We start from the raw sequence: 20,229 nt of genomic DNA on the forward strand, positions 1-20,229 counted from the left end.
CGGTCATCGCGTCCCGATGGGGCCGTAATCCTCCAGGCCCCAGTCGGTTTCGGTTCGCGAAGTCAGTGTCGCCGAGGGTGCGTCGAGGAGTGACGTCAGCAGTTGCAGTTCACCCCAGTCCCGGGTCCAGTCGTGCTCCAGGTAGGCCGGGAGGGTTCGCGACCGCGTCAGCAGGCCGGTCCAGCCGAGCGGGCCGCCGCCGGTGTCGTTCTGCCAGGTCTCGGCGACTCGGGAATTGAGTTTGTCGGGCGTGATCCGCCAGACCGGTAGCTCCGCCACGCCATCACGGTGACCGAACGGTCGCTGGCACGGAAAGGCAAAGCCCACATGGAAATCCGTGAGGACCGGGGCTGTGCTGCCGACCAGAGAGTTCAAGGTCGCCAGGTGCGGGAGGCGCGGCGGAGTGACCGCCAGCCACTGCTGCCCGGAAGGCTGGTCCACCGCCGCTACCAAGCGAATCGCATTGGTCCCCTCCGGAATTCGATCCAGCGCGAGCGGCAGGTTCCGCCACATCGGAGCGCCACCGACCTGCGGCGGCACCAGTTCGCCCAGCGGCCGGATGGTGCCGTCGCCGGCGCGATCCGCGAACTCCATGCGCAACTGCGAGCCCTCGATGCGCCCGGCGACTGTCAGAATCAGTACCCGATAGGCGGGATCCTGTTGCACAGCAGTCAGATCCAGGCGATACCACTCCGTCGTCAGGCGCGCTGCCTGCGTCGCGCCGCTGGTGTAGCTGCCCAGGATCGGGATGCGGGTGGGATCCAGTCCGAACGGCAACGCAGTGCTGCCGGGCGGCGGACCGGCCTTCTTCTGATTGCCGCTCGGCGGGCCATCGGGCACGAGCTCGCCGACCCCGTTCGCGGTGAATCCGGTGTTCTCCGCGTCGAGCCCCTCGGCGGCCGAGCCGGTGAAGGGCTGCAGGAACGAATCCGCGGTATTCGTCTCCACCAGAACGGAATCGGCCATCCCACACCGGTTCCCGGCCAGGCTGCGCACATTCGACAGCGCCACCGAATAGGCCGGGTACTGCGCGCAGGCAGCGGCAGCCATTGTGACAACTTCGAACAGCACCAGAGCTGCGGCGGCGAGAGCCAGCGGCTGAACCGCGAAACGGCTTGGGGCCGAATCATTCCGGTGTGACTCGCGGAAGTAATGCCACACCGAAGCCAGCACGAACACCACCGCCGGGATCAGCAGCAGCGTGGTGACACCGATCCCCGCCAACTGCGGCGACCGGTTCGGCCAGGCCACGCCATACCCGGAGACGTACCACCACCCGTTCGACCCGGTACAGCAGAACGCCAGTAGAAACAACACCGCAGCGGCGACCAGCGAGCGCTGATAGCGGGCACGAATCATATTGCTGCCCAGCACAACCGCCGCGACCGCCGCCAGCGCGGCGGCCAACCCCGCGTACACCCCCAAGTGATGTGTCCACTTCGTCGGCGTGAACACCATCAAAAGCAGCGACATGATCACCACCGCCAGCACCCGCGTCACCGGACCACGCGCGGTATCCGGAATTCGCCCACCCCTGCGCATCGCGACCAAGCTGCACAAGCCCAAGCACAGCAGCATCACCAGAATCCCGAAACGCCGCGCCAGGGATCCATCCGGGGTAAGCGAGAACAACGACTCCCAGCGGGTGGTCTCCTCGAACCACGCCAGATCGGGCCCAACCAGCCGCCGCACGCGAACAGCCTCCAACACCGAGCCAAAAGTCTGATCGGCGAACACCACAACCAGCACCAGGCTGCCTGCCGCCAGGATCGGCGCCACCAGCGCGAGATCGCCCAGACTTAACCGACTTATCGGACCGGCCGCCATGGCCGCGACCTGACGGGGCCCTGGTCTTCCAACTCTGAGCGACAATTTCGGCGCGGCACGGAGTTTGTCGCTCAGAGTTGGACGGGATGCACTCTTCCCCTCACCCTCGGCCGAGGTCTGGCCTGCGCCGAAACGGATTGCGGCAGATTCGCCTGAGGTTATGGCAGATTCGTCTGGGGCCGTGGTGGGTTCGTCCGAGGACCCGGCAGAGTCACCAGATGCCGTGACGGGCTCGCCTGAGGACACAGCAGAATCACCAGATGCCGTGACGGGCTCGCCTGAGAGCACAGCAGAATCACCAGATGCCATGGCGGACTCGCCTGAGAGCACAGCAGAATCACCAGATGCCATGGCGGACTCGCCTGAGAGCACAGCAGAATCACCAGATGCCATGGCGGACTCGACTGAGGTCGTGGCGTAATAGCGGCGGCCCGCAAGCACCCCTTTGGACACCTGCCACGATCCTGCGAAAAGTGCTGCCAGACAGATCAGTCCGCTTGGTCCGGCTGCTAGTGCGAACGTGGCGATCAATACGGCGGCGGCGGCCGGGAGTAGTCGCCGGGTGGCGATGGCGCGTTCCATCGAGCACCAGGTCAGCAGTGCTCCCAGGGCGATCAGCGGTTCCGGGCGCAGGCCGTTGTTGTAGGGCAGCCAGATCGCGAGGAACATCAGACCGGCGGTCCAGCGGGCCATTGTGTTCGTTCGGACTCGGGAGCCCAAGCGCGGCAGCACTTCTCGGCTGATCAGCCACCAGCACAGTAGGCCGGTGAGCAGTGCGGGTAGTCGCATCCACAGGCTGGCGTCAGTGATCCGGGTCATCCAGGCCAGCACTTCGTACGGCCAGCCGAACGGGGCCTCCGCGACACCGAACCAGCGGTAGTAGTTGGCGGTGTACCCGGCCTCGCGGGAAGCCTTGGCCATGGTGAGTATGTAGCCGTCGTCGGAGGTGTTGGCGCCGACCACATGCCACAGCAGCAGCGTTCCGCCCACGACGCCATCGGTGCGGTTGAACCGCCACCATCGCGCGGGCAGGAAGCGGCGCATGCGGCGGCCATCGGTGGTGTCGAGCAGGTGCAGGCAGATCAGCGCGACGAGCGTGCACAGCACCGCGCCGATGATCGCGGCGAGCTTCCACAGGCTCGGGCTGGACGAGAAGCGGGAGTCGATCTCCACGTGCAGCCGAGCGTCACCCAGCTGGGCACGATCCAAATCGGTGTACAGGCCCACGATCTGGGGCCGGATATCCTCTGCGATCGTCTTCCGGAAAGGCGTGCCGTCCGCACGGGTGAGCCCGGAGAGTTCAGCGGTCGTACCGGACGCGGTGGAATGCACGGTGAGCACGCCGCAAAGACCCGTCGCCGCGGGCTTCTCGACAGGGGCCACGGCACCAGTCGCTGACGGGTTGGCAGGCGAGGTCGGACCCGGCTGCACAGTGCTTGGCGGCGCATCCGTACCAGGACCTGGAGTGGACGGCTGCTGCACCCCAGGCACTGGAGTCGTCCCCGAGCCAGGAACCGGGTCAGTGCCTGAGGGCAGCTCAACCCCCGGCGGCGGATAGGGTGCGCCAGGCGGCGGCAGAGGAGCTCCGGGCGGTGGTGTTTGCCCAGCCGTCGGCGCACTGGCCCCCGATGGCGGCGGATTGACTCCCGATGGGGCCGGGTTGATCCCCGATGGAAATGGAGTCGACGCCGTAAGCGGCGGATAGGGTGCGCCAGGCGGCGGTAGAGGGGCTCCAGGCGGCGGGTTGATCCCCGATTCGGGCGGATTGGTCGCGGACCTCGGCGGGCTACTTCCGTCCGGTGCCGGGGCGGTGCCGGAGGGCGATGGGGGCACTGGGACTTCGGCCGGGTCCGGTTCGGGGTCGGTGTGATCGAATACCGGCCCACCGCCGGTGATTTCGGCGATCGCAGCGGTCAGCAGCGGTGTACCGCGCAGCGAAACCGCCAGGGTGCGCCCGATTCCGGACCGTTCTTCGATCCGAACCAGCAGCCCCTTCTCCCCCGGCGCCTGCGCGGGCACCGTCGACACCACGGTCCCGCTCGGCAGATCCCGCAGTGTCGTGCACGCGATCGTGAAGTCCAGTGCCAGCGGCGCGTAACCCACCAGTGGCGCGGTGACCTGAATCGCCTGGGGCTGCGGCCAATCCAGGCTCGTGCGATCCTGCCGCACCGGAAGCAGCGGAACCAGCACCGCCAGCAGCAGACCGAGACCCCCGGAGATGACGGCGACCAGTCGAACCCGGGACAACCTGGGTGAATCTGCACGCACGATCGACGATGCTAGCCATACCGGCCAGGAAACTCCTTATGAGTTGGTTGGCGGAATCGACTCGAACTTTCTCAACCCCGGCGGCTCGCAACGACGTACCTTCGAGACTATGGCGGAGTTGGTCTTGGGCCCGGTGTTGCGGCACGTCGATGCGACCTCGGCGACGGTCTGGGTAGAAACGGATATGTCCTGTGAAGTGGACGTGCTGGGGCACCGAACCCGCACGTTCCAGGTGGGTGAACTGCACTTCGCCCTGGTGCACATCGATGGCCTGGAACCCGGGGCGTCGATCCCCTACCAGGTCACCCTGGATGGTGAAACCGTCTGGCCGGAACCGGATTCCGACTTCCCACCCTGCCGCATCCGCACCCATCCGGTGCAGCAGATCCTGTTCGGCTCCTGCCGCGCGGCCAAGGCGGCACCCGGCGTGCTGGAGGCGGACAAGGTCGGCCCCGACGCGCTGGACGCGTATGCGATGCGGATGCGCGACCTGCCCGAACAGCAGTGGCCGGACGCGCTGATGCTGCTCGGCGATCAGGTCTACGCCGATCAGCCGACACCGTATGTGGAGCAATGGCTGGCGGAACGCCGCAACGGCGAGGAGCCCGAGAAGGAGGTGGTGTCCTTCCGCGAGTACGCCGAGCTGTACCACGAATCCTGGTCCGACCCGGAGATCCGCTGGCTGATGTCGACCACCCCGACCTCGATGATCTTCGACGATCACGACGTGCGCGACGACTGGAACACCTCCCGCATCTGGCGCGAGCAGATGGCGGAGAAGCCGTGGTGGCGTGGCCGCATCCGCGCCGGGCTGGCCTCCTACTGGGTGTATCAGCATCTCGGCAACCTCAGCCCGGACGACCTGGAAAGCAACGACCTCTACCGCGAGATCGTCAAGGCGGGCACCGACGTTCAAGAGCTGCTGGAAGATTTCGCCGAGCAGGCCGACAAGGAGGCCGACGGCCGCAAACCCACCCGCTGGTCCTACCGCCGCGATTTCGGCCGAATCCGGTTGCTGGTCATCGACACTCGCAGCGGCCGCATCCTCGACGGGGAACGGCTCATGGTCGGCGACGAGGAATTCGACTGGATCGAGGCCAATGCCACCGGCGATTTCGACCATCTGCTGATCGGCTCCTCGCTGCCGTGGCTGATGCCCCATGCCGTGAGCCACCTGCAATCCCTCAACGAGCGCGCCGCGAGCCTGCCGGGCCGCCGTGGCCGGCTGGGCGAAAAAGTCAGGCAGGTTGCGGATTTGGAGCACTGGCCCGCGTTCCGGGCCTCGTTCGAACGACTAGCCGACCTGATCCACCGCCTGGGCACCGCACCGGACGCGCCGAGCACCATCTGCGTCCTCTCCGGCGACGTGCACCACAGTTACGCCGCGCGTGCCGAATATGCCCAGCCCACGAAATCCAAAGTGCTGCAATTGGTGTGCTCCCCGGTGCACAACGATCCACCGAAGCAGTATCACCTGCTGTTCGCGCTGTCCTGGGCCCGCCCGCTCGCCTCGGCGCTGCGCTGGCTCGCCGACAAACGCGGGATCTCCCCCGACCCGGTGCACTGGCAGAAGATCACCGGCCCGCATTTCGGGAATTCCATCGCCTCCTTCAGCAGCGCGGGCCGGAGCGCCACGTTCACCCTGGAGACCGCGCTCCCGGACGAGGGCCTGATCAAGGTCGCCGAGCTCGACCTCGAGGCAAATACGTAGCACCCAGTAGGCTCCGCAGCTATGGCCCTGAGCGCAACCCTGCACACCTTCACCGTCCAGCTCGCCGACGTCGACCGCGGCGTCTACGAGGATCTGGAGTTGCGGGTCGCGCGGCACCCCTCGGAGACCGCCGAGTTCATGCTGACCCGGCTGCTGGCCTACTGCCTGGAATACACCGACGGCATCACCTTCAGCGAGGGCGGCGTCTCCTCCACCGACCAGCCCGCCGTGCTGGTGCGCGACCTCACCGGGCGGACCACCGCCTGGATCGAGGTCGGCGCCCCCGACGCCGACCGCCTGCATCGTGGCAGCAAGCTGGCCGGGCGGGCCGCCGTCTACACCCACCGCGATCCCGTCAAGGTGCTCGCGCAACTGACCGGCAAGCGGATCCACCGGAGCGCGGACATCCCCGTCTACAGCTTCGACCGCGCCTTCATCGATGCCGCCGTCCCCGCCATCGACCGCCGCAACACCGCCACCGTGTCGATCACCGAGCGGGAGCTGTTCCTGGAGCTGAACGGGGCGAGCCTGAGCACGCCGGTCGAAGAGCACCACATCGGATGATCTCGGAAATGCGTAATCAGCGAAATAGGTTGCGCCGCATAACAATAGCTCGCTCGTTAATTCTGTTAATGACAAGAGTTATTTAAAGCGACATCGGAATTCCGCCGGAATCGATAGTGCACGCACGGATCCAGTCGTATCGTAGTCCTGCGCAGACCCTCGGGTCTGCACTGTTGGATGTGGCGGGGAGGCGCCAACTCTCATTCGCAGGACTGCAAAGGAGAAGCTGTGAAATCAGAACTGTCCGCCGCCAAGTGGTTCAAGAGCCAGCGCAGTGGCACCAAGGATTGTGTCGAGGTCGCCTTCCTCGACACCGGACGAGTCGGCGTCCGCGACTCGAAGAACCCCTCCGGCCCCGCCCTGGTATTCCATCCCGGCGAGTGGACGGCCTTCACCGAGTCCATCGCGTCCGGCACATTCGATCGGTAGACCCAGCCCGCTGAGCTCCTTCGCGCCGCTCAGGATGACAAACTGTCGCCCTGAGCGCGCGGAGGTGCTGCGCTGGCTATCTCGGCGGCGGCGCCCCATCGACCGGCGGCTGACCATCCGCCGGTGGCGGCGGGCCGCCTTCCGGCAACGGCCGCCCGATGTTCTTGGCGATGTCCGGCACCAGCCGATTGGCCACCTGCTGCCAGTTACCCCAGTTGTGCACGCCGATGCTCGGGAAGTCGTAGGTGACGTTGTCGGTGTAACCCAGCGCCGTCAACCGCGCTTCGAACGAGCGGGTGTTGGCCAGCGCGATCGCCTCCAGCGGCATGCCCTGGATGACGGCGTCGGCCGAGGCGAGATCCGGCTGCGCGGGTCGTCCGCTGCCCGCTGAAATGTAGAGGCGGGTCTTGTTTTCCAGCAGCTTCGGGGCGAACTGGTACGGATCCATCCGCGCCCACTGCGCGCTGCCCGCCGGCGCCATCGCGTCGATGTTGTAGCCGCCGGCGGCGATCATGGCCGCCCCCAGCAGCTCCCGCATACCCGGCGCCGACATGTACAGGTAGCCGGAAAGCGAACCGGCATAGACGAATTGCTCCGGATGATAGGCCGCGAGCAGCAGCGCCGCACTCCCGCCCATGGACAAGCCGAACACGCCGTTGCGGCTCGGGCTGAAGCCGAGCCGATCACTAAGCGCGGCTTTCAACGTCTGGGTCAGGAAGGTCTCCCAGACATAGCGGCTGGTCTTGCCCGAGGTCTCGGTCCAGCCCGACACCGCGGAACCGGAATCCGCACCGGGCAAAGCGGTTCCGTCCGGATTGACGCCGTTGAAGCTGCTCTTCTCGGCCCAGTCGACATAGAAACTGGACTGGCCGCCGACCGGCATCACCACATTGATGTTGAACTCGGCCAGTGCCGCCGGAATGCTGGTGTATTCCTCCCAGCCGTTCATATCGGCTTCGGCGCGTTCACCGTCGAGTAGGTACACCACGCGATCGGTGTTGCCGTCGGCCGCCGGCAGGATGCGCGTCTTGATCTGGCCCATGCTGGAATCGACGAAGAAGTCGAAGGCTTCCGGGTTGGATTCCGCCGTGGCGGGCGCTGCCGACACCCCGAACGGCAGCAGTATCGCCGCCACGAAACCCACCCCGAAATGTCTGAGCGTTCTCCCCATGGCGTGCACGATACAACGTCCCGAATTCCGATGCGACGCAGTAAGGTTCGCGCGGCCTCAGATGCAGTTGATGCAGGTCCCGGCGCGGGGTAGCTGCATGTAGCACTGCGAGCACACCGCCGAACGCACCGGCTGCGCGATCTCGGCGCCGGTGTGCGCGACCTGCGTGGTCATCTTGCTGACCGGACGGCGGCGGTTCGCGACCTTGGGGGTGAGCGGCGGGACGGAGAAGTCCTCGGGCATCTCGGCGCCGTGGAACTGGTAGCACTGCCAGCGCGCGTAGGCGGCGTGCAGCTCGAGGTCGTCCGGGATCGGCAGCGCGGCCAATTCGAGGACGTACTTGTACGCCTCGCCGACGGTGTGGTTCTGCCGCACGCACAGCGCGGTCAGCGGCGGCTCCCCCGCCTTGTGACAGCGGCGCGCGACCTTACGCAGAATCGCCTCCATCCAGGTGCGGGTCGGCGCGGCGGTGTGCACGCCGGACACCTCCTGCACCCGCTCGGCCAATTCCGTCACGGTGATGAAATACCCGTATCCGGTGGCGATCTCGGCCAGCTCGGTGTGGGCGGCCAGCGCCCAGGCCACGGTCGCGTCCTTCAATGACACCGGAGTTCCGTCGCCCGCTTGCCATGCTGCCGCCACCGTGGATACACCGCTCTTCGTCACCCGAACAAGTTAACGCCTGACCCCGCCCGGGGACGAATGGCCTGGGCGGGGCGTTGCGCGTGTCACAGCCCGGCGGGCGGCGGCGCGGTTTCGTGCAGTGAGCGCCAGCGATAACCGTGGTCGCCGGCGATCAGCACCGCGGTCACCATCCGGCGCGCGCGCATCTGCTCGTGCTGATACTCCGCGACGAACCGGACCACCGCCACGGTGTCGGTGCTCGCGATCTCCTCGAACTCGGAGATCTCGATCCGCAAACCTGGTTGTGCGTTGCGCACCGACCACACCCCGGTCAGCAAGGTGTCGCGGTCGACGACCTGCGCGACGACCGTCACCGCGCCGAACTGCTCGTGCAACGCCTCGGCGAACCGATCGAAGACCTTGGGCGGCGCATCCGTGCCCATCCACTCCGCGAGGTCGGAGTGCAGCGCCACCACCACCTCGGCCAGGACAGACCGCGCCGGCGCGGTGCCGGTGGGCGCATCCGGCTCACGCGCGCGTCTACCCATTCCGCCATCCTCCCGCAAACGCGCCTCGGCCAGCAAGATCATATTGAATCCGGCTGTGCCGCTGTGCTATTGCGGGCAAGACCCCGAAATTCCGGGCGCGGCCGTATGCCGGTTCCGGCGGCAGGCTGTGGCAATATCGTGCATGGGGGAAATGCCCGAGGACCCAGCCGATTTGAACAAGACCCGACGCGCCCGGCGCCGCACCCTGGCCGTGGTACAACGACGCACAGCTCAGCTGCAACCGTTCACTTTGCCCGAGTTCGGCCGAATCCTGTCCGCCGCCAGCGGAATTCCGGTCAGCATCGCCGCCAGCACGACACTGCCGCCCGCCGTGGCCGGCCGGTGGTTGCGCACCCACTCGGGGGATCTCATCGAATACGACGCCGACCTTCCGGACATCGCCCGCATCAACACCGTGCTGCACGAAGCCGGGCATATCCTGCACGGCCACACCAGCGTCGAGCTCCGGCTCGACGCCGGTCAGGCCCTGTGTTCGGTCGTCAGTCCGGCCGCCATCGGCAACTTCGCGATGGTCAGATACCGATCGGCGTACGACTCCAGCTGCGAACGCGAGGCCGAGGCCTTCGCCCGGCAAACCCTGCGCACCATCCTGTGGAGCGACGCCGACACCGGTGGATCCGCGAACATTCGTGGGGCACTGGGCTTTCCCCGCACCCGAATCGAGTAACCCAGTGGCACAGTTCGTTACCGCGATGGCCGTGCTGATCCTGCTCGGGGCCGGTGTTCTGGTCTGGCAGCTGACACCGCAGGGCGCCCGCGGGCAGCGCGCGCCGATCGTCATCCTGGTGCTGCTCTCGCTCAGCTTTCTCGCGCTGACACCGGCCGTCGAGGCCGCGTTCGATGTGATCCGGATCAACGCCGCCTATCTGTTCAGCCACTTCTGTAGCCTGACCGCGATCGCCCTGACCACCTTCTACTGGGGACACGCGCTCTCGGCCACGCCGTCGAGCCGACGCCGGGTGCTGGCGACCCGCGTGGTGTACGGCGCGGTCGTCATCGTGCTCGTCTTCTTGTTCCTGACCTCGCCGCAGCAACCGCACGGCGCGGGCTTCGCCCGCGAATTCGACGGCAGCCCGCGCATCCAGCTCTACTGGATCCTGCAAGCGGCACTGATGATGCATGCGAGTTGCACGCTGGGCCTGGTCGCCGCCCGGGCCAGCGTCCGCGAGCGCCAGTGGCGGCGCGTCCTGCTGAGCATCCTGGTGGGCGTGGTCCTGATGTACACCGTGTACGAGATGTGGGTGATCGTCGTGGTCGTCACGTGGCCCGCGCTGCCGCCGCCGTGGGCGCGCGTGCTCACCATGGTGTTCCAGATAGTCGCGAGCCTGCTGCTCGTGGCGGGCAGCGTCGGACCCGCCGTGCTGGGCGCGTTCCGGAGCACTCGCCTGGCCCGGTCCTATATCGACCAGCTCGCGCCCCTGCATGCCTGGCTGACGCAGCGCTATCCACAGGTCCGTTTCCGCAGGCAGCTGGGCAGGCGCGCCGAAACCCGGGTCACCGATATGTTGATCGAGGTCAGCGATGCACTGCGGCTGCTGCAACGCGATGAACCGGCCCTGGCGGCGGCCCACGGGCTGGGCGACCAGATGATCCGCGCCACCGCGCATGACAACAACCACTGTGCCGCATATGAATTGGCTGTCGCCCGCCGGTTCCGCAGGCCCGAGGCCCCCCTTTCATATGCTGTAGCATGACGGCTAACTCAACGTTGAGCCCGAGTCAGTGAGGAGCGTGGCATGGGAGGAGCGCCCTTCTCAGACCGGCTGGAGTACCTGTTCCGCACGATGCCCAACACCAACGGCAGGCGGTACACCGCCGACGAGATCGCCCGCCGGGCAACCGAGCAGGGCCATCCGATCTCGGCCGTCTACGTGGCACAACTGCGTTCGGGCCTGAAGCAGAATCCGTCGCTGAAGCACGCCACCGGGCTGGCCGCGGCCTTCGGCGTCGACATCCGGTTCTTCACCGACGACGAGGCCTGGCAGCGCGGTCGCCAGGAAATCGAGTACCTGCGGCTCAGTACCGCGCCCGGCCTCGAAGCCATCGCGTTCCGCGCCATCGATCTGTCCCAGCAGTCGCTGGCCTCGCTGATCGACTACCTGAAGTTTCTGCGCGTCCAGGAGGGCCTCCCCGCCGATCCGCCGGATCTGCCCGAGTCCCAATCGTGAACTGCGCCGCCCGCTGCGCCAACTGAGCGCTCTCGGCGCCTTTTGTGGTGCGAGTCACACCCGACTCCGGGCTCGGAAAAATCCCGTCCTGAGCGGCCGTGCCAAGACTGTTTGATTTAGATCACAGTCCGTTTCGTCCGCTTATGAAACGTTAAGTTACTTTTCAGCAACAATCTCTTGGACACTTGACCATGGGTGCTCGGTCGAGGACCCGCGGGCTCGATGAGGGACCGCGCCACTGAGGGAAAGCAAATAAATGAAGTTCAGCAAGATCGCCGCAACCTCGGCTCTGGTTATCGCGGCTCTCGGCATCGCTACCGGTACTTCGCACGCCGAGCCGGCTCCGATCCCGGCGCCGGTCCTCCCGTCGTTCCTCGACGGCGTGGACCAGGGCGTCAAGCAGGTGCTGCCCGGCATCAACTGGAAGACCTCCATCGAGGGTGACTCCGTCGTCGTCGAGACCGACAAAGGCTCGCTCACCACCGACAACGGCCAGTTCCAGGTGCACGACGAGACGGGCAACGTGGTCGTCGGCCTGCCGCTCGCCTACACCCTGAACGATCTCGAATACCCGATCAACGCCAGCGTCGACGGCCTGCGCGCCGTGCTGACCCCGGTGAAGGACGTCAACGCGGCGCACCCGTCCAGCCTGCGCCACGACGTCGTCAAGCAGGACGCCTTCGATGACGCCGTGTCCGCGGCGGCCACCCAGTTCGGCATCATCACCGCCATCGGCACCCTGGTCGGCACCATCGTCGGCGGCGGCGCGGGCTGCGCCATCGGCGGCGCGGGCGGCCTGATCCTGGGCCTGCCGGTCCTGGACCTGGGCGGCGCGACCGGTATCGCCGGCTGCCTCGCCGGTGCCGCTGTCGGCATCCCGCTCGGCGCTGCCGCCGGTCTGGTGCTGACCGGTGTGCCCGCGGCCATCGTGGTCGGCATCGGTTTCTACAACCGGATCAACGCGCCCGAGAACCAGTAGTCACCGCTTCGATCTCGAGGGCCCGGTCCGCTACGGCGGACCGGGCCCTCGCCGCTTTCACGCCCTGAGCGAAATCGCTACGGGCAGGGGATAATTCGGCCGCAGAATAGCGTGAGCGATCGAAGGGTGCCCGGATGGTTGAAGTACTGCTCACTCCGCCCGACGCGGACGAGGTGCGCACGCTGGCGCGCGGCGTGCTCGCCGCCGCGGCCGGCGAAGAAGGCCCGACGCCCCTGCAACAGCTACTGATTCCGTCGTTGTTCCTGTCGATGACCGGGCATGCGGTGGAACTGGAAGCCCTGACGCCGATCACGGCCGTGGAGTTCGCGGACAAGCTGGCGCGGCGCAACCGGATCTTCCGGGAACGGATCGTGCAAACCATGCTGCTGGCCGCGCTGGTAGTGCGGCCCCTGCCCGCCACGGTGGCGCAGCGGCTGCGCGAGTTCGCGGACGCGCTGGGCGTGGACGACGACATGATCGCGGTCGCCCAGAAATACGCCGACGGGGCAGCGGATCTGGCGGCGGCCGACTTCGACCGCAACGGCTACCTCGGTGGCCTGCAGGCGGATCGGCTGAACGCGCTGCACACCGCGGAGCTGGACAATTCCTGGGGCCAGGTCGCCGACGATCCGGCGCTGGCCGCCCGCTGGGCGCAGCTGTGGGACTTGCCGGTCGGCACGCTCGGGCGCGGTGTCGCGGACTTCTATCGCGATCGCGGATTCGTCACGCCCGGACTGCCTGGATCCGCGCCGCCCCTACTGGCACAACATGATTGGGTGCACGTGCTGGCGGGCTACGGCACCACGCTAGAGAACGAGATCGAGGTGTTCGCGTTCATGGCGCGCGCCAACGACGACCCGCGCGCCTTCAGCCTGCTCGCCATGGTCATCTCGCTGTTCGAAACCGGCTATTTGAAAGCCGGTGCGGGACTGTTCGAAGCCAACGCGGGCCATCTGCGCTCCAGCGGCATGGCGGTCCGGCTCGGTGACGCGATGCGCCGCGGTGCGCTGACCCAGGGCAGCCACGACTTCCTCGACCTCGACTGGTTCACCCTGGCCGATCGGCCGATCACGGTGGTGCGCAACGAGATCGGCCTCGCGCCGAAAGCCGGCTCGGCTGTCGCGGCCGGGTCGGTGAGCGCGTGGCAGCCGGGCGGGATCACACCGTTCCAGCTGCAGTCGGCCCGCAAAGCCGCGGCGTCCGAGGGGCGGCCGTTCGTTCCGTGGGAACCCGACCCGGCGCGCGAATGAGCGCCGGGCGGCTCAGTGCGTGATCGGGAGATCCCGGCGCGCCTGCTCGATGTCCTTGGCCCAGAACCACAACCGGTCCGGTGGCGGCACCTCGTGATAGCCGTGCAGGCCGACCTCGGTGAGATCCCGCAAGTCCACGCACACCCGCTGGAACGCCTCATCCATTGTCGCGGCGGCGTTCTCGAGGTTCGCGGCGCCGAGTTTGATCAGCGCCCGGTACTCGTAGGCCAGCAGTAGATCCGCGCCGCCGTGCGTCCAGGCGCCGGACTTGTTGTCCCAGGCCAGCTTTGCCGCGTCGAGCAGCATGTTCAGGTCGCTGGTGCGCGGGATCGAGGGGTAGATGATGAAGGTGGCGGCCCAGCCCGCGGCGACCAGCTCGAGGTTGAAGGTGCGGCGGCGCGGGTCGTCGCGCGGCGGCATCGGGTCGCTCGCGGATCCACTGAACCAGGGCGCGGTGTAGGCGAGCATCCGGCCTTTGCTCTCGATCAGCTCCCCGGTCGCGATGACCGCCATCTTGCGCCGACTCCCGTCGGGCCGGGTGAGCCGGGTATCGACCATCTGCTTGTGCACCTCGGCCGCGGCCTTCCCCGCGGCCAGGTGGCGCTGTGCGGCGTCGGGCGTGATCCGGGCGACCAGGTAGTCGCGGAGCTCCTTGGGCAGCGCGTCGAACGTGCCGTCCGTCAGCCGCGTCTTCGCCCGTTCGAGCGCGGCCTGGGCGGTCGGCGGGCTACCGCCGAACTGCGACTCGGGCGTATCGATCGAGACCATGCGCACGGCCATCTCGATATTCGGAGTATCACCATCGGTCGTGCTGACGAACCGATGATCGTTAGCGGGACGGCTGACACCGACGAAACCGAGCTCGACCATGACATCACTCCAGGTAATAGGCAGATCCCTACTCGATTATCGCCAGCGACAGCTCGGATGTAACTCCCCAGATTCTCAGCGGGCGATCCGCTGGGTGAAGGTCCCGTGGAAACCCCACGGGATGTGATGGCCGAGCCACGCCGTGGCCAGCGGGCCGCGCTCCAAATCGCGGGCGTCGAGCAGGACCAGCTGTGAACGATGTTCGGCGAGTTGATGATTGAGGAACAGCAACCAGCCGTCGTCCTCCTCGGCATCAGGGGTGCGCGGTACGAACAGGGGTTCGCCCACACTGCTGAGCGCGAACTCGCAGCGCGTCTCCATACCCGAGCGCTGGTCGACTTTGACGATCGAGTCGTAGACCCGGGCGTCCGCGCTCTTGCCCGCGAGATAGCTGTACCGGTGCCGGCGCGTGCTCTGCCGCCAGTCGTACTGCGGGAATTCCACCGACCGCCCGGAGAGCTCGCGTTCGATCACCGTGCCGCCCCGGGTGATCCGGTACTGCATCAGGCGCGAGTCCGGGAACCGCGGAACTTGCGCGAGACCGCTGTTGATCGAGTTGGTCGCCCCGCGGACCTCGTCCCAAGGGGTGTCGAAGCGCACCAATTCGACGACGACATCCGCGCCGTCGTCGTAGGCGTTGGTCAGATGGAAGTGCAGCAGTGCCTCGTGCTCGACGATGCGCGGACGACCGCCGGCCTTGGGCACCAACAGGAATCTGGTGCCCTTGGCCCGGTCGAAGCGCAGCGAGTCGATGAAGGAATGGCTGGCCAGCGCGATCTTGGGCAGGTCCGGTAGCAGCGGGTCGAGTACGAAGACCAGGTATTTCCCGGTCAGCGCGAAGTCGTGATTCCACACCAGGTCCAGCATCGGCACCGTCGCGAGCAAATGCAGCCGGCCGGAGCGGTCTACCCGGTAGGTGCGAATCCGGGGCGTGGGCAGCAGGTCGAGTCCGAAGTTGTACATATCGCCGGTGACCGGATCCCATTTCGGGTGCGCGGAGAACGCGCCGAGGAATCCGAGCTTGCCGTCGAAATCCAAGGGGCCCAGCGTATCCAGCGAATCGGGGTCGATCCGATGCGGGTTGCCCAGCTCCCACAGCGCCAGCAGCCCGCCGTCATAGTTGACGATATTGGTGTTGGCCAGGTTGGCGGGCAACCGGCCGATATTGGCCAGCGGACCGCCGGGGATCTGGGTGCCGACGCCGCGATACCGGATCCGATCCGAGCGCCGGCCGTGCTCGAAGTGCCGGGTGCGGACGTATCGGTTGCGGTAGCGCACCGAGGAGCCGTCGAGCACGAACTGCGAAACCATGCCGTCGCCGTCGAAGAGACTGTGCAGCAACGTGTTCCCGACCCGATGCTTGCCGGGCCCGATCCGGTACAGCGTGCCGGTCAAATCCTTGGGCAGCGTCCCGTCGATCTGCTCGACGCGATAGGCACGCTCATCCAGCAGCGGTTCGTACACGCGGTGATGCAGGTCCGCTTCGGGCGCCCTGACCTCGTCGATCGACATGGGTTCTCCTTTGAACCGAACAATCTGATGACGTTCGTCATCCAATTTACGGAGGGGCCTAGAGTGATGTCAATGACGAGGCCTGAGGTGATGCGCCCCTACGGCGGGGTCAGCGCCGAGGCCCGGCGGGCCGAACGCCGGGCCCGGCTGCTGGCGGCCGGGCGCAAGGCGTGGGCCGAGTCCGGGCCGGCCGGGGTGAAAGTGCGTGGCATCTGCGCTCTCTCGGGCCTGACCGACCGCTACTTCTACGAGCAGTTCGCCAACCGCGACGCACTCCTGCTCGCCGTCGCCGACGACGTGCGCGACCAACTGCTCACCGCGATGGTCCAGGCCGGGCTCGGCGCCGAAGGCGGCGCCGCCGAGAAACTCCAGGCCGCCCTCCAGGCCTTCCTGGACACCGCCGCCGAAGACCCGCAGATCATGCGCATCGTCACCAGCGACACCGCCGGTGTTCCCGGGCTGGCCGAACGCCGCCATGACGTCCTGGCCATGATCGCCGACCTCGTCGTCCAGCACGCCCCCGAAGTTCTCGGCGCCCACGACGCCACCCAACTCCGCCGCGCGGCCATGTTCATCACCGGCGGCGTCAACCAGCTCATCGAAGGCTGGCTCGACGGCGCCATCACCCTGTCCACCGCCGAACTCGCCGCCGAATGCACCCGCCTGTGCCTGCGCGTACTGCAATCCGGGCCGCTTACCTGAGCACCGCTGGCACGATGGACGGCGTGTCGTCCGCTTCGCAAGCCCTGCATCCCACGTATCCGATCCGAACCAAGCGACTGTTGTTGCGTCCGCTGACAATTGCGGACGTGGAAGCCCTGTACGCGTATCGCAGTGTGCCCGACGTCTGCCGGTACGTACCGTTCGAGCCGATGACGCGGGAGGCCATCGCGGAGCGGCTCGAAACGCAGTGGGCGAATCCCGGGCTCACCGATGAAGGTCAGGCACTCACCCTCGGCATCGAGGTCGCCGAAACCGGCGCCCTGATCGGCGATGTGATCCTGTTCTGGCACAGCCGAATTCATGCCGGCGGCGAGATCGGCTATGTGCTGAATCCCGACGCCGGCGGGCACGGCTACGCCACCGAGGCGGCGCAGGCCATGCTGCGCCTCGGGTTCGAAGACCTCGGCCTGCATCGCATCATCGCGCGACTCGACGAACGCAACACCGCCTCCGCCAAGGTGGCGCGGCGGTTGGGGATGCGGCAGGAAGCCCGGTTGGTGCACAACGAGATCTTCAAAGGCGAATGGTCCACAGAACTGGATTTCGCGATGCTCAGCGACGAATGGGCGAGCGCCGAACGATAGTCAGCGCTACGCCGGATTCGGGGTGGCTGCCGGATAGGCCGCCACGAACGCCGTATCCACACCCAGTGCGCCGAGGCTCGACGCACCGCCGGGATCGCCGAGCGCCCCTTCGCGCCCTGGTAGCACCTCGTCGAAGAAGCGCGCGTTCTCGGTCACGAAGATTTCCTCGCCCGCGGGCATATCGTCCTCGTAGTAGATGGCCTCCACCGGGCAGGCCGGTTCACACGCCGAGCAGTCGGTGCATTCCGCCGGGTTGATGTAGGCCATGCGGTCGCCGACGTAGATGCAGTCGAGCGGGCACTCCTCGATGCAGGCGCGGTCCAGGACGTCGACGCAGGCCGCTCCGATGACGAAAGTCATGATGTCTCCTCGGTTTTCGCTGCCCGCAGGGGCACGGTTCAACGATCACCGCTGGTCCCGGCGTCCGGTAGACACCAAATGCCGACCACCTCATCAGGCCGCCTTATGGGTGCATGGCGCATAATCCCTGCATGACGCTTCCACCGGGCACACCCGACCTGGAGGTGCTCGATCTGCTCGTCTCGGTCGCCGAGCTGGGCAGTCTCGGCGCCGCCGCCCGCCGGCACGGCATCACCCAACCGGCCGCCAGCATGCGCATCGCCGCGCTGGAACGGCGGCTACAGCTGCGGTTGCTGGACCGCGGGCCCACCGGCTCCGTCCTCACCGAGCCAGGACGCGCCGTCGTCGACCACGCCCGCCCGGTGCTCGCGGCGGCGCGCACGTTCACCGACTACCTCACCACCCTGCGCGCCGCCGACCGGCCGAAACTGCGCATCGCGGCCTCGAAAACCATTGCCGACCACCGGATGCCGCACTGGCTGGCGGCCTTGCGCGCGGCCCGGCCCGAGGTGACGGTGGCGCTCGAGGTGGGCAACTCCCGCCAGGTCGAAGCCTGGGTGCAGCAGGCGCAGGCCGATGTCGGGTTCGTCGAAGGACCCCATGCCCCAGCCGAACTCGCCAGCCGCGTGCTCGGCGCCGACGACCTGGTGGTCGTGGTCGGACGCAGTCATCCGTGGTCGCGCCGTCGCAAACCGCTGACCGTGCGCGAACTGGCGGGCACCGCCCTGCTGTGGCGCGAGCCCGGTTCGGGCACTCGGGACACCATCTGGGAGCTGCTCGCGGCCGAATCCGAACCTCGCTCCCCCGCAGCCGAATTGGGTTCGACCGCGGCGATCCTGACAACGGCGCGCACCGGCACAGCACCCGCCGTCCTCAGCCGGCTCGTCGCCGGGGCCGCCCTGGCCGCCGGCGAGCTGATCGAAATCCCGCTCGCCGACGCGGTTCTCACCCGCAAGTTCCGTGCTGTCTGGCGCCGCCAGTCCCCGCCCGCCGACCCCGGTGACCTGCTCATCCGTTACGCGGAACGATTCGAACAGAAGCGCGGCCCGGGGTAACTCGGCCGTGCACGCCGGTGCCGTGCGGACTACGGTGGCCGGGTGGTGGATTTGCGCGACTCCGGCGAACCGGACGACTGGCCCTCGGTCCGTCCCCGACTGCGCCCGGTCCTGCGACCGGTCACCTACGGGATCGACCAGCTCGCGGATTCGCGCCCGCTCGCCCGACCGGCCTTCCCGTTCGTCAACGAGCTTGTCGCGGTGGACAAACCGGAATCCCGCGCCATCATCTCCGCCGCTTCCCTCGAGCGGTGGGGCGTCTCGGCCGACGAGGCCTTCGCCGCGGCCCGGGAGAACCTCGCCGCCATGGTCCACCCGCACGACAGCGACGGCAACGCCATCCTCCGCTACGTCGACGACGGCAACGCCTACTTCGCCTCCTGGCCACTGGTTCCCGGCTGGCTCGCCTCCTTCCGCGCCCGCTACGGTCACCGCCGCCCGGTCGCGTTCATGCCCGACATCGACACCCTGATCGTGGTCCCCGACGTCCCGCAACTGCTGGGCCGCATGTACGAAATGGCCGAGGAGCAATACCGCCAATCGCCCCGTTCCCTCTCTCCACAGGGCTACACCCTCGACGCCGACGACAATGTGATCCCCTTCGACCACGCCGGGCCGCACGAGCAACTTCCCGCCGCCCGCCGCGCCCGCGCCGGCCTAGCCACCGCCGAGTATGGAACCCAAACCCGTTGGCTCAGTGCAACTCTCGAAGATCACTACGAAATCCCCGGCTACGACCTGGAACCCGCCTACATAGCCGCGCTGAATTTCGCCGACCTCGCCGACGGTCCGTGCACCGTCACCGCCTGGGGCGAGGACGTCGAATACCTGCTACCCCACTCCGACTACATCGCTTTCTGCCGCAACACCGAATCCGGCGACATAGAGCACCTTTTCGACGTCCCCTTCGCCACCGCCGCCGAAATCACCGGCCTCACCCCGATCCCCGGCCTGGACCCACCCCGCTACGAAATCCGCAGCTGGCCCACCCCGGAAACCCTCGCCCGCCTCGAACAATCCGCCGTCATCCTGCAGCCCGCAGGCTGAGAGTTCCGCCTACCCGGCGGTGTTCAGGTCCGCGGCCGCACGCACTAGAGCCACGAAAGCCTCCTCGTCGAGCTTGTCGTCCGCATAGATATCGATGGCGCGCCGAGTGTTGCCGTCGAGGCTGGAGTTGAACAGCATCGACGGGTCGTCGAGTTGAGCACCCTTGGGAAAGGTGACCTTAACGTGATCCTTGTATGTTTCGCCGGTGCAAAGCATTCCGGCATGCGACCACACCGGGACACCGCGCCACTTCCATTCCTCGACCGCTTCGGGGTCGGCGTCTCGGACGAGCTTGCGGATCCGAGCGAGGGCCTCCCCACGCCAATCACCCAATTCCTTGATTCGCGCGTCTATCAGCTGAGAGGGAGACAAGTCCGAACCACTCATCGCTGGGGTCATGTGAGGGATTCTCACCGATCGCCGCGCGGGCCGGAGTGACCACCAGCGGGGGCTGCGTGTCGCGCCCAGGTCATCGGTACGCGGGCGAACAGGATGAGTGCATGCGTAGTAGCCGATCG

20 protein-coding genes and 1 pseudogene are annotated in these 20,229 nt (G+C 67.2%); 12 read left to right on the forward strand and 9 right to left on the reverse strand.

Features of this window, described 5'->3' with window-relative positions:
* Positions 1-3: 3 nt before the first annotated feature.
* Positions 4-3,210 carry an arabinosyltransferase domain-containing protein gene (locus IBX22_RS09535; RefSeq protein ID WP_309234507.1) on the reverse strand — a complete coding sequence of 1,069 codons (3,207 nt, stop codon included), beginning with the start codon at positions 3,208-3,210 and terminating at the stop codon, positions 4-6.
* A 564-nt stretch (positions 3,211-3,774) separates the two neighbouring features.
* A pseudogene (locus tag IBX22_RS38515) lies at positions 3,775-4,095 on the reverse strand (hypothetical protein); the annotation flags it as partial.
* Positions 4,096-4,204: 109 nt separating this feature from the next.
* Here IBX22_RS38515 and IBX22_RS09550 point away from each other — a divergent pair.
* The 3 genes from IBX22_RS09550 to IBX22_RS09560 all read left to right on the forward strand — a co-directional run bounded on the left by IBX22_RS09550 (position 4,205) and on the right by IBX22_RS09560 (position 6,799).
* On the forward strand, positions 4,205-5,806 hold the full coding sequence (locus tag IBX22_RS09550) for an alkaline phosphatase D family protein (RefSeq protein ID WP_194814934.1): 1,602 nt from the start codon (positions 4,205-4,207) through the stop codon (positions 5,804-5,806).
* A gap of 21 nt (positions 5,807-5,827) precedes the next feature.
* Positions 5,828-6,370, forward strand: coding sequence for a YaeQ family protein (locus IBX22_RS09555; RefSeq protein ID WP_194814935.1), 543 nt, complete (start codon positions 5,828-5,830; stop codon positions 6,368-6,370).
* 228 nt (positions 6,371-6,598) lie between these two features.
* Positions 6,599-6,799, forward strand: a complete 201-nt coding sequence (locus IBX22_RS09560; protein ID WP_194814936.1) for a DUF397 domain-containing protein — start codon at positions 6,599-6,601, stop codon at positions 6,797-6,799.
* A gap of 76 nt (positions 6,800-6,875) precedes the next feature.
* Here the strand turns inward: IBX22_RS09560 and IBX22_RS09565 are convergent, their stop codons facing one another.
* The 3 genes from IBX22_RS09565 to IBX22_RS09575 all read right to left on the reverse strand — a co-directional run bounded on the left by IBX22_RS09565 (position 6,876) and on the right by IBX22_RS09575 (position 9,142).
* Positions 6,876-7,970 (reverse strand): alpha/beta hydrolase family protein, encoded by a 1,095-nt coding sequence (locus IBX22_RS09565; protein ID WP_194814937.1) that lies wholly within the window; start codon positions 7,968-7,970, stop codon positions 6,876-6,878.
* A 57-nt stretch (positions 7,971-8,027) separates the two neighbouring features.
* A complete protein-coding gene (locus tag IBX22_RS09570) occupies positions 8,028-8,636 on the reverse strand; it encodes a hypothetical protein (RefSeq protein ID WP_309234508.1) in 609 nt (202 codons plus the stop codon).
* 62 nt (positions 8,637-8,698) lie between these two features.
* Positions 8,699-9,142 carry a hypothetical protein gene (locus tag IBX22_RS09575; protein ID WP_228538270.1) on the reverse strand — a complete coding sequence of 148 codons (444 nt, stop codon included), beginning with the start codon at positions 9,140-9,142 and terminating at the stop codon, positions 8,699-8,701.
* Between the two features lie 151 nt (positions 9,143-9,293).
* Here IBX22_RS09575 and IBX22_RS09580 point away from each other — a divergent pair, with 151 nt between their 5' ends.
* The 5 genes from IBX22_RS09580 to IBX22_RS09600 all read left to right on the forward strand — a co-directional run bounded on the left by IBX22_RS09580 (position 9,294) and on the right by IBX22_RS09600 (position 13,560).
* On the forward strand, positions 9,294-9,830 hold the full coding sequence (locus IBX22_RS09580; RefSeq protein WP_194814938.1) for a hypothetical protein: 537 nt from the start codon (positions 9,294-9,296) through the stop codon (positions 9,828-9,830).
* Between the two features lie 4 nt (positions 9,831-9,834).
* Positions 9,835-10,857 carry a hypothetical protein gene (locus IBX22_RS09585; protein ID WP_194814939.1) on the forward strand — a complete coding sequence of 341 codons (1,023 nt, stop codon included), beginning with the start codon at positions 9,835-9,837 and terminating at the stop codon, positions 10,855-10,857.
* Positions 10,858-10,899: 42 nt separating this feature from the next.
* Positions 10,900-11,331, forward strand: coding sequence for a helix-turn-helix domain-containing protein (locus IBX22_RS09590; RefSeq protein WP_194814940.1), 432 nt, complete (start codon positions 10,900-10,902; stop codon positions 11,329-11,331).
* 256 nt (positions 11,332-11,587) lie between these two features.
* Positions 11,588-12,310 (forward strand): hypothetical protein, encoded by a 723-nt coding sequence (locus IBX22_RS09595; protein ID WP_194814941.1) that lies wholly within the window; start codon positions 11,588-11,590, stop codon positions 12,308-12,310.
* Positions 12,311-12,444: 134 nt separating this feature from the next.
* Positions 12,445-13,560, forward strand: a complete 1,116-nt coding sequence (locus tag IBX22_RS09600) for a hypothetical protein (RefSeq protein WP_194814942.1) — start codon at positions 12,445-12,447, stop codon at positions 13,558-13,560.
* Positions 13,561-13,572: 12 nt separating this feature from the next.
* Here IBX22_RS09600 and IBX22_RS09605 read toward each other — a convergent pair whose 3' ends face one another.
* Positions 13,573-14,430: a nuclease gene (locus IBX22_RS09605; protein WP_194814943.1), complete on the reverse strand. Its 858-nt coding sequence runs from the start codon at positions 14,428-14,430 to the stop codon at positions 13,573-13,575.
* 75 nt (positions 14,431-14,505) lie between these two features.
* Entirely contained in the window at positions 14,506-15,942 is a 1,437-nt protein-coding gene (locus IBX22_RS09610; RefSeq protein WP_194814944.1) for a carotenoid oxygenase family protein, read from the reverse strand.
* 72 nt (positions 15,943-16,014) lie between these two features.
* Between IBX22_RS09610 and IBX22_RS09615 the strand changes: the two genes are divergently transcribed.
* Both IBX22_RS09615 and IBX22_RS09620 read left to right on the forward strand, forming a co-directional pair.
* Entirely contained in the window at positions 16,015-16,644 is a 630-nt protein-coding gene (locus IBX22_RS09615; protein WP_194814945.1) for a TetR/AcrR family transcriptional regulator, read from the forward strand.
* A gap of 23 nt (positions 16,645-16,667) precedes the next feature.
* Entirely contained in the window at positions 16,668-17,249 is a 582-nt protein-coding gene (locus IBX22_RS09620) for a GNAT family N-acetyltransferase (RefSeq protein WP_309234509.1), read from the forward strand.
* Positions 17,250-17,255: 6 nt separating this feature from the next.
* Here the strand turns inward: IBX22_RS09620 and fdxA are convergent, their stop codons facing one another.
* On the reverse strand, positions 17,256-17,609 hold the full coding sequence (gene fdxA / locus IBX22_RS09625) for a ferredoxin (protein ID WP_194814947.1): 354 nt from the start codon (positions 17,607-17,609) through the stop codon (positions 17,256-17,258).
* Between the two features lie 131 nt (positions 17,610-17,740).
* Between fdxA and IBX22_RS09630 the strand changes: the two genes are divergently transcribed.
* Together IBX22_RS09630 and IBX22_RS09635 are read left to right on the forward strand one after the other, a co-directional pair.
* Positions 17,741-18,664 (forward strand): LysR family transcriptional regulator, encoded by a 924-nt coding sequence (locus IBX22_RS09630; protein WP_194814948.1) that lies wholly within the window; start codon positions 17,741-17,743, stop codon positions 18,662-18,664.
* A 42-nt stretch (positions 18,665-18,706) separates the two neighbouring features.
* Complete coding sequence (locus IBX22_RS09635; RefSeq protein WP_194814949.1) at positions 18,707-19,711, forward strand: hypothetical protein; 1,005 nt, start codon at positions 18,707-18,709, stop codon at positions 19,709-19,711.
* Positions 19,712-19,720: 9 nt separating this feature from the next.
* Here the strand turns inward: IBX22_RS09635 and IBX22_RS09640 are convergent, their stop codons facing one another.
* Positions 19,721-20,110 carry a DUF1801 domain-containing protein gene (locus tag IBX22_RS09640; protein ID WP_228538271.1) on the reverse strand — a complete coding sequence of 130 codons (390 nt, stop codon included), beginning with the start codon at positions 20,108-20,110 and terminating at the stop codon, positions 19,721-19,723.
* Positions 20,111-20,229: the final 119 nt, after the last annotated feature.

Origin of the sequence: Nocardia sp. XZ_19_385 (assembly GCF_015355755.1) — a bacterium.
In the GTDB taxonomy this organism is placed as follows: Bacteria; Actinomycetota; Actinomycetes; order Mycobacteriales; family Mycobacteriaceae; genus Nocardia.

Excerpts from the sequence above, each read along its gene's own strand:
- IBX22_RS09575 (WP_228538270.1), bottom strand. The coding sequence starts at position 9,142 with ATGGGTAGACGCGCGCGTGAGCCGGATGCGCCCACCGGCACCGCGCCG.
- IBX22_RS09640 (WP_228538271.1), bottom strand. The coding sequence starts at position 20,110 with ATGACCCCAGCGATGAGTGGTTCGGACTTGTCTCCCTCTCAGCTGATA.
- IBX22_RS09550 (WP_194814934.1), top strand. The coding sequence starts at position 4,205 with ATGGCGGAGTTGGTCTTGGGCCCGGTGTTGCGGCACGTCGATGCGACC.
- IBX22_RS09605 (WP_194814943.1), bottom strand. The coding sequence starts at position 14,430 with ATGGTCGAGCTCGGTTTCGTCGGTGTCAGCCGTCCCGCTAACGATCAT.
- fdxA (WP_194814947.1), bottom strand. The coding sequence starts at position 17,609 with ATGACTTTCGTCATCGGAGCGGCCTGCGTCGACGTCCTGGACCGCGCC.
- IBX22_RS09630 (WP_194814948.1), top strand. The coding sequence starts at position 17,741 with ATGACGCTTCCACCGGGCACACCCGACCTGGAGGTGCTCGATCTGCTC.
- IBX22_RS09615 (WP_194814945.1), top strand. The coding sequence starts at position 16,015 with ATGACGAGGCCTGAGGTGATGCGCCCCTACGGCGGGGTCAGCGCCGAG.
- IBX22_RS09610 (WP_194814944.1), bottom strand. The coding sequence starts at position 15,942 with ATGTCGATCGACGAGGTCAGGGCGCCCGAAGCGGACCTGCATCACCGC.
- IBX22_RS09565 (WP_194814937.1), bottom strand. The coding sequence starts at position 7,970 with ATGGGGAGAACGCTCAGACATTTCGGGGTGGGTTTCGTGGCGGCGATA.
- IBX22_RS09600 (WP_194814942.1), top strand. The coding sequence starts at position 12,445 with ATGGTTGAAGTACTGCTCACTCCGCCCGACGCGGACGAGGTGCGCACG.
- IBX22_RS09555 (WP_194814935.1), top strand. The coding sequence starts at position 5,828 with ATGGCCCTGAGCGCAACCCTGCACACCTTCACCGTCCAGCTCGCCGAC.
- IBX22_RS09590 (WP_194814940.1), top strand. The coding sequence starts at position 10,900 with ATGGGAGGAGCGCCCTTCTCAGACCGGCTGGAGTACCTGTTCCGCACG.
- IBX22_RS09595 (WP_194814941.1), top strand. The coding sequence starts at position 11,588 with ATGAAGTTCAGCAAGATCGCCGCAACCTCGGCTCTGGTTATCGCGGCT.
- IBX22_RS09580 (WP_194814938.1), top strand. The coding sequence starts at position 9,294 with ATGCCCGAGGACCCAGCCGATTTGAACAAGACCCGACGCGCCCGGCGC.